This is a genomic window from Clavibacter lycopersici, assembly GCF_003576405.1.
GTDB classification, from domain to species: domain Bacteria; phylum Actinomycetota; class Actinomycetes; order Actinomycetales; family Microbacteriaceae; genus Clavibacter; species Clavibacter lycopersici.
The window spans coordinates 1-6,733 of record NZ_QWGT01000155.1 but is presented as its reverse complement, the minus strand read 5'-3'; the positions used below and the strand labels follow the sequence as shown (position 1 = coordinate 6,733).

5 protein-coding genes are annotated in these 6,733 nt (G+C 74.3%); all 5 read left to right on the top strand.

Annotation, left to right across the window (positions count from 1 at the left end; translation table 11 throughout):
- The first annotated feature begins 424 nt into the window (after nt 1-424).
- Nucleotides 425-1,969, top strand: a complete 1,545-nt coding sequence (locus tag DZG00_RS10655; RefSeq protein WP_119382144.1) for a sugar transferase — start codon at nt 425-427, stop codon at nt 1,967-1,969.
- Nucleotides 1,969-3,201, top strand: coding sequence for a DUF1972 domain-containing protein (locus tag DZG00_RS10650; protein WP_119382143.1), 1,233 nt, complete (start codon nt 1,969-1,971; stop codon nt 3,199-3,201). Before DZG00_RS10655 ends, DZG00_RS10650 begins: the two co-directional genes overlap by 1 nt.
- Complete coding sequence (locus DZG00_RS10645; protein ID WP_119382142.1) at nt 3,198-3,998, top strand: CDP-alcohol phosphatidyltransferase family protein; 801 nt, start codon at nt 3,198-3,200, stop codon at nt 3,996-3,998. The genes DZG00_RS10650 and DZG00_RS10645 overlap by 4 nt, the downstream gene beginning before the upstream one ends.
- Complete coding sequence (locus tag DZG00_RS10640) at nt 3,995-5,206, top strand: glycosyltransferase (RefSeq protein WP_119382141.1); 1,212 nt, start codon at nt 3,995-3,997, stop codon at nt 5,204-5,206. The genes DZG00_RS10645 and DZG00_RS10640 overlap by 4 nt, the downstream gene beginning before the upstream one ends.
- 107 nt (nt 5,207-5,313) lie before the next feature.
- The coding region (locus tag DZG00_RS10635; protein WP_119455606.1) for a tyrosine-protein kinase domain-containing protein at nt 5,314-6,733 on the top strand (1,420 nt) is incomplete at its 3' end.

Below are 6,733 nucleotides of genomic sequence, written 5' to 3'. Positions count from 1 at the left end.
AGGCCGTGGTCGCCGTGGCGGCGGGCGCGTCGGAGGTGGCTGCGGTGCTGGGCTAGGAGCGCGCGCGGGCGGCGGCGGGGTCGGCGCGGGCGCCGGCTGGGCATCCGTCCCCCGAAGGGGGAGGGGCGACGGGGCACAGGGAGCGTTTAGCATTGCCACCGTCACCACCCCGTGTTCACCCGTCGTACCCGCGACGGTCACTCCCCGGACCAGGCCCACCCAGCCCGTTCCTCAACGGAGCCGTGGACCGGACGAGGTCTTCCCGGACCGCGTCGCACCCCGCACCACCCACCTGTAACCCGAAACGCAGGCAACCACCGATGAACCCGTCATCGGCGCCGGACCGTACCCGCCGTCCGCGCCCCCACGCGCCCACCCGCCTCCACGACACCACGCGACCGCTCGACGCGCTGCCCGGCACGCGATGAGCACCACGAGGAACCGCCCCGCGGCCCGGGGCGAGCGCACCCGCCTGCGCGCCGAGCGCCGCTCCGCGCACCGCCCGATCATCGGATCCGGCGTCGCGCCGGCCGCCCCCGTCGTCCCCTCGGGACGCCGCTGGGCCCGCGACTACCGCACCCGCCTCATCGCGAGCGACTGGGCGATCATCGTCACGACCGTCGTCGTCGCCCAGCTCACGCGCTTCGGCACGGGGGACGCGGCGGTCGACGCCGGCTCGCTCCAGCTCGACTACGGCGTCGTCTCGGTCGTGGTCGTGGCCGCGTGGATCGCCGTGCTCGGCGCCTTCCGCACCCGCGACGCCCGCATCGTGGGCGTCGGCGTCTCCGAGTACAAGCGGGTCGTCAACGCGTCGGCCATCACGTTCGGCGCGCTCGCGGTCGGCTTCCTGCTCCTCAAGGTGGACATCGCCCGGGGCTACGTGGTCGTGGCGTTCCCGCTCGGCGTCGCCGCGCTGCTGGTCGCACGGTGGAGCTGGCGCCAGTGGCTCATCCGCCGCCGGATCCAGGGCGCGCACCTCTCCCGCGTCGTCGTCGTGGGCGCCCGCGCCGACGTCGAGGACGTGGCCGCGCAGATCCTGCTGCGCCCCGCATCGGGCTACGCGGTCGTCGGCGTCGCGATCGACGAGCACCTCGACGGGCTCGAGGTCGCGGGGCGCACGATCCCCGTCGTCTCGGACCTCGGATCCGTCGCCGCGGCCGCCACCCGGACTGCCGCCGACGCCGTCATCGTCGCCAGCCAGCCGCGCGCCGGCAGCAACGCCGTGCGCACGCTCGGCTGGGAGCTCGAGGGCTCGTCGATCGAGCTGGTGCTCGCGTCGCGGCTCACCGACGTCGCCGGCCCCCGGATCCACTTCCGCCCGGTCGAGGGCCTCCCGCTCATCCACGTGGAGATCCCGCAGTTCGAGGGCGGGAAGCACGTGATGAAGCGGGCCCTCGACATCGCGGTGGCCGGCCTCGCGCTCGTGGTCCTCGCGCCCGTGATGCTCGTGATCGCGGGCATCGTCCGCGCCGACAGCCCGGGCGGCGCCATCTTCCGCCAGGAGCGCGTCGGGAAGTCCGGCCGGGAGTTCCGCATGCTGAAGTTCCGCTCGATGCGGGTCACCGCGGAGGCGGAGCTCGAGGCGCTGGCGGCGGCGAACGAGGGATCCGGCCCGCTGTTCAAGATGCGGAGCGACCCCCGCGTGACCCGCGTGGGCGCCGTGCTCCGCCGCTACTCGCTCGACGAGCTGCCGCAGCTGTGGAACATCCTCGTCGGCGACATGAGCCTGGTGGGCCCCCGCCCGCCGCTGCGCCGCGAGGTGCAGGGCTACGAGAGCCACGTGCACCGCCGTCTGTTCATCAAGCCCGGCCTCACGGGCATGTGGCAGGTGAACGGCCGGAGCGACCTGAGCTGGGACGAGAGCGTCCGGCTCGACCTGTACTACGTCGAGAACTGGTCCCTGACCGGCGACGTGATGATCATGTGGCGCACCTTCCGTGTGCTCACCCGACCCGTAGGGGCTTACTGATGTCTGCAATCGAACCGCGTCGACTCCGGATCGCCATGGTCGGGACCCGCGGGGTCCCCGCCGCGTACGGCGGATTCGAGACCGCCATCGAGGAGATCGGCCAGCGCCTGGCCGCCCGCGGCCACGACGTCACCGTCTACTGCCGCTCGGCCAACCGCTCGCGTCCGCGCACCCACCTCGGCATGACGCTCGTGCACCTGCCCGCGCTCAAGACCAAGTCGATCGAGACGCTCAGCCACACCGCGCTGTCCGCGATCCACCTGGCCTTCGGCAAGCGGCAGGACGCGGCCTTCGTGTTCAACGCCGCCAACGCGCCGTTCGTCCCCCTCATCCGCTCGCGCGGCGTGGCCACGGCCGTGCACGTGGACGGCCTCGAGTGGAAGCGCGGCAAGTGGGGCCGCATGGGGAAGAAGTACTACCGCGTGGCCGAGCAGATGGCCGTGAAGAACGCCGACGCGCTCATCTCCGACGCCCAGGGCATCGCCGACTACTACGACCACGAGTTCGGGATCCCCACGGAGCTGCTCACGTACGGCGCCAACATCCTGCGCGACCCCGCCAGCGACCGCCTCGCCGAGCTCGGCCTCGAGCCCGGCCAGTACCACCTCGTCGTCGCGCGCTTCGAGCCGGAGAACCACGTCGACGTGATCGTCGACGGGTACACGGCCTCGGACGCGACCCTCCCGCTCGTGGTCGTCGGATCCGCGCCGTACTCCGCCGCGTACACCGACCGCATCGAGCAGGTCGCCACCGCCGACCCGCGCATCCACCGCCTCGGCGGGGTGTGGGACCAGGAGCAGCTCGACCAGCTCTACGCCCACGCGCTCACCTACGTCCACGGCCACTCGGTCGGCGGCACCAACCCGTCGCTGCTGCGCGCCATGGGCGCCGCGACCGCGACGCTCGCCAACGACAACGTGTTCAACCGCGACGTGCTCGGCGAGGACGGCCGCTTCTGGTCGGACGCCGCCGGCGTCGCCGCGCTCGTCGAGGGCGCCGAGGCCGCCGCCGACGAGGCCGTCGCGATCGGCGCCCGCCTGCAGGAGCGCGCCGAGGAGACCTACGACTGGGACGCCATCGCCGACGGATACGAGGAGCTCGCCGCCCGCATGACGCGCGGCTACTCCACGCACGGGATGAGCCGCGGCGTCCGCTCGGCCACCCGCTGGGAGCCGGAGCTCCGCCCCGCCGACGCCAGCCGCACCTCCTTCCTCCTCGAGGAGAGCCGATGACCGCCACGACGACCGCCGACCCGCGCGCCGAGTCCTACCTCGACGTCGTCCGCCGCCTGGCCTCCGCGCAGAAGAAGGCGGCCCGGGGCGCGCCCGCGTACTCGATCCGCGTCAACCGGCCCGCGGGCCGGCTGCTCGCCGCGTGGGCGTACCGCGCGGGGCTGACCCCGAACCAGGTCACCGGGATCAGCGCGGCCTTCACCTTCACGGGGATCGCGCTCATCGCGCTGGTGGAGCCCGCCGCCTGGGTGGGCATCGCCGTGTGGCTGCTCCTCGCCGTGGGCTACGCGTTCGACTCGGCCGACGGCCAGGTGGCGCGGCTCCGCGGCGGCGGCTCGCTCTCGGGCGAGTGGCTCGACCATGTGGTGGACTGCATCAAGATCTCGTCGCTGCACCTCGCGGTGCTCGTGTCGATGCACCGCTGGCCCGCCACCGACTCCGACGCATGGCTGCTCGTGCCCATCGCCTACGCGATCGTCGCCGCGGCGAGCTTCTTCGCGATGATCCTCAACGACCAGCTGAAGCGCGTGCACGCCGTCACCGGCGCCACCGCCCCCGAGGCCGGCCGCTCGACGCTCCTGCGGTCGCTCCTCGTGATCCCCACCGACTACGGCTTCCTCTGCATCGTGTTCGCGCTGCTCGGCGCCCCCGTCGTCTTCCTCGCGGTCTACGCGCTGATGATGCTGGCCAACGCCGGGCACCTCGCCCTCGCGTCGGTGAAGTGGTTCCGCGACATGGGCGCGCTCGACGCGCGCCGCGCCGAGGCCGCCGCGGGATCCGCGCGGGTCACCGCGTGACCGCGTTCGCCGGCGTGGAGCACGCGCTCGCGCAGGCAGAGGACGAGGGCGCGGACCTCCGCGGCCGCACCATCCTCGTCGCGCACCCGAGCGCCGAGCTCTACGGATCCGACCGCGTGCTGCTCGAGAGCGTCGCCGGCCTCGTGGCCGCGGGCGCCCGCACGTTCGTGACCCTGCCGACCGACGGCCCGCTCGTCGCCGCGCTCACGGGCGTCGGCGCGGTCGTGCACCACGCCCCCACGCCCGTCCTCCGGAAGTCGATGCTGCGCCCGCGCGGCTTCGCGACCCTGGTCGGCCAGTCCGTCCGCGGCCTGTCCGCGGGGCTCGGCCTCGTGCGCCGCACGCGCCCCGACGCCGTCTACGTCAACACCGTCACGATCCCGCTGTGGATCCTCGTCGGCCGCCTCACCGGCCGTCCCGTCCTCGCCCACGTGCACGAGGCGGAGGGGTCCGCGTCGCGCGCCGTCGGCACCGCGCTCGCCCTGCCGCTCGCGCTCGCCACGACCGTCGTCGCGAACAGCCGCTACAGCGTCGACGTGCTGGGCCGCGCGCTCCCGCGGGTCGCGCGCCGCGCCGAGGTCGTCTACAACGGCGTGCCCGGTCCCGCGCACGTCGTGCCCGCGCGGGAGGCGCTCGACGGCGGCCTCCGGGTCCTGTACGTCGGCCGGCTCTCCGACCGCAAGGGCGTGGACGTCGCCGTCGAGGCGATCGTCGAGCTCCGCGACCGCGGAGCCCGGGCGAGCCTCGACATCGTCGGCGCGGTGTTCCCCGGATACGAGGCGTACGAGGAGCAGCTGCGCACGACGATCCGCGTCCTCGACCTCGAGGACCGCATCACGCTGCACGGCTTCCACGCCGACGTGACCCCCTTCGTGGCCGCCGCCGACGTGTGCGTCGTGCCCTCGCGGGTCGACGAGCCGTTCGGCAACACCGCCGTCGAGGCCCTGCTGGCCGCGCGGCCCGTGGTGGTCAGCGACACCTCCGGCCTCCGCGAGGCCGCAGGCGGATACGAGTCGGCGCTCATGGTGCCGCCCTCGGATCCGGCCGCCCTCGCGGACGCCCTCCACGACATCGCGACGGACTGGGACGCCTACCGCGCCCGGGCCGCCCGCGACCGCTTCCGCGCCGAGCACCGGCACGGACCCGGGCTCTACCGGCAGCGCATCGCGCGGTCGGTGGGCACGATGCTCGGCGCCGCGAGGCGCTGACACGCGACCGCGGAGCCCCGGACGGGGGGACGCGGATCGCGCAGGACCACGCGCCCGCCGGGAAGCGGGCAGACAGACTCGACATCACACACACGAGGGGGCGGGACATGGATCCGCACGACTACTGGACAGCGCTTCGACGACGATGGATCACGATCCTGCTCCTCGGGCTCGTCGGCGGGGCGGCCGCGTACGGCTACGCGGCGACGCTGTCCCCCAGCTACCGCTCCTCGAGCAGCGTCTTCGTCTCCAGCACGCAGGGCGACACCACGACGGAGCTCGTGCAGGGGTCCACGTTCTCCCAGGACCTCGTGCAGTCGTACGCGCAGCTGGCGACGACGCCCGCCGTGCTCGAGCCCGTCATCACGCGCCTCGGGCTCGAGACGACGCCCACCGCGCTCGCGCGCAGCATCACCGTGGACACTCCGCTCAACACGGTCATCATCGACGTGGCCGTGACCGACGCGGTCCCCGAGCAGGCGGCCCGCATCTCGGACGCCATCAGCGACTCGCTCGCCGACGTGGCGGGCGACCTCGCTCCCGCGAACGCGTCCGGGGACCCCTCCGTCGAGCTGACGACGGTCGCCGAGGCGCAGGTGCCGCGGAACCCGATCGGCCCGAACACGCGCCTCATCGCCCTCACCGGGATCCTCGCCGGGCTCGCCCTCGGCGTCCTCTACGCGCTGGCCCGCCAGGTGCTCGACACGCGCATCCGCACCGACCGCGACGTCGCGCGCGCCACCGACGCGCCCGTCGTCGGCCAGGTCGAGCGCCGGGACCAGGCCGACGGGATCACCATGCTCGCGGCGCCGCACAGCGCCGCGGCGGAGGGGTACCGCCGCATCCGCACGAACCTCGAGTTCGCGGACGTGGACACCCCCATCCGCTCGCTCGCCGTCACGAGCGCCGTGCCCGGCGAGGGCAAGACGACCACGGCCGTCAACCTCGCCCTCGCGCTGAGCGAGCACGCCGAGAGCGTCCTGCTCGTCGACGCCGACCTCCGACGCCCGACGGTCGCGGACCAGACCGGGCTCGAGGGAGCCGTCGGCCTCACCACGATCCTCGTCGGCGGGGCCCGCGCCGAGGACGCCGTGCAGCCGTGGGCGCCGGGGGTGGACGTGCTGACCTCGGGCACCGTGCCGCCGAACCCCAACCAGCTGCTCGGGTCCGCCGCCATGGCGACCCTGATGGCGGACCTGACCGCGCGCTACGAGTTCGTGGTCCTGGACACGCCGCCGATCCTGCCGGCGGCCGACGCCCTCACGCTCGCGCACCTGACGGACGGCGCGGTCGTCGTCACCCGGGCCCGCTCGACCCGGCGCGCGCAGCTCGCCGAGGCGGTGGACGCCCTCGACGCCGTGAAGGCCCGCACGCTCGGCGTCGTGCTCACGCGCGTCGCCCCGTCGAAGCGCACCTCGTACTACGGGCCGGATGCGGCCGCCGCCTCGGCAGCCGACGCCGCTCCCGGCGGCGGTGCGGTGGCGACGGACGAGCGGGCCGCGGAGGAAACCCGCCCGGCCGCGAACC